The organism is Acinetobacter sp. UBA6526 (genome assembly GCF_002434875.1).
In the GTDB taxonomy this organism is placed as follows: Bacteria; Pseudomonadota; Gammaproteobacteria; order Pseudomonadales; family Moraxellaceae; genus Acinetobacter; species Acinetobacter venetianus.
In genome coordinates, this window is record NZ_DJLC01000146.1 from 1 (window position 1) to 1295 (window position 1295).

The following is a 1295-nucleotide window of genomic DNA, read 5'->3' on the forward strand; positions in this document are numbered from 1 at the left end:
GTTGGGGGTTCGAGTCCCTCCTGGCCTGCCACTTTTTTTTTATAAAAAAGCTTAATTCTGGCTGAGTTGTCATATAATAAGTCGCGAATTCTACGACGAGTAAAAAAATGTCGAATGATAAATCGCGTGACGCATTAAGCGACGCGCCAATCCCTCAAAGAAATAATGCTGCGGAAGTTGTAAGTTCAGGTTCTCCACTTGATGCTGTTTTGTGGTTGATTGCTATAGCTTTATTCATCGGTTCAGCATTGGTAAATCAGCATTTACCAGCCTATTGGGCGCCTGCAAATGATATTTGGGTGCGCATTGGGGTAATTTTGGCTTGTATCGTCGTCGCTTTAGGTTTATTATACGCCACCCATCAAGGTAAAGGCTTTGTGCGCTTGTTGCAAGATGCACGAATTGAACTGCGTCGAGTGACTTGGCCTACAAAACAAGAGACGATCACGACATCGTGGCAGGTTCTTTTGGTTGTGGTTGTAGCATCATTAGTGTTGTGGTGCTTCGATTACGGGTTAGGTTGGTTTATTAAGTTAATTATCGGGTAAGAGCGCCATGAAACGTTGGTATATTATTCATGCCTATTCAGGTTTTGAAAAACAAGTGATGCGTTCACTTAATGAACGAATTCAACGTAGCACGGTAGCTGATAGCTTTGGTGAAGTCCTTGTTCCTACTGAAGAAGTAGTAGAAATGAAGGATGGGAAGAAGCGCAAATCTGAACGTAAATTCTTTCCGGGCTATGTATTAGTCGAAATGGAAATGAATGATGATACTTGGCACATTGTAAAAGAATGTCCAAAGGTTCTAGGTTTTATTGGTGGAACACCAGAGAAGCCAGCACCTATTTCACAGCGTGAAGCAGATGCGATTCTTGCTCGTGTACGTAATACTGGTGAAGCACCTCGTCCTAAGACGATGTTTGAGCCAGGTGAAGAATTGCTCGTTATTGATGGTCCGTTCACAGACTTTAAAGGGGTTGTGGAGGAAGTGCAATACGATAAGTCACGTTTAACGTTGACGATTAATGTATTTAATCGACCAACTCAAGTTGAACTCGAATTTCGTCAAGTCGAAAAAACGATTTAATTTGAATTGGTTGAAAAGCGCCCGATTTGATCGGGCATTGTTGTTCTAACACTTCGGTGTTGTTTAATTTTTTGGGGAGCCTAGCGGCGTCTGTACCCAGAGGAAATTTTCAATGGCTAAGAAGATTGACGGCTATATCAAGCTGCAAGTTCCAGCTGGTAAAGCAAATCCATCTCCACCAATTGGTCCTGCTTTAGGTCAACGTG

At 42.5% G+C, this 1295-nt stretch carries 2 protein-coding genes and 1 pseudogene; all 3 read left to right on the plus strand.

From position 1 onward, the window contains the following. Nucleotides 1–107: 107 nt before the first annotated feature. Nucleotides 108–548, plus strand: coding sequence for a preprotein translocase subunit SecE (gene secE / locus B4237_RS09685; RefSeq protein WP_004876411.1), 441 nt, complete (start codon nucleotides 108–110; stop codon nucleotides 546–548). Nucleotides 549–555: 7 nt separating this feature from the next. Continuing rightward, the gene (gene nusG / locus B4237_RS09690; RefSeq protein ID WP_004876413.1) at nucleotides 556–1089 is read left to right on the plus strand and encodes a transcription termination/antitermination protein NusG; all 534 of its coding nucleotides are present in this window, start codon (nucleotides 556–558) and stop codon (nucleotides 1087–1089) included. Between the two features lie 112 nt (nucleotides 1090–1201). Continuing rightward, nucleotides 1202–1295, plus strand: a pseudogene (gene rplK, locus B4237_RS09695) (50S ribosomal protein L11); the annotation flags it as partial.

Excerpts from the sequence above, each read along its gene's own strand:
- secE (WP_004876411.1), top strand. The coding sequence starts at position 108 with ATGTCGAATGATAAATCGCGTGACGCATTAAGCGACGCGCCAATCCCT.
- nusG (WP_004876413.1), top strand. The coding sequence starts at position 556 with ATGAAACGTTGGTATATTATTCATGCCTATTCAGGTTTTGAAAAACAA.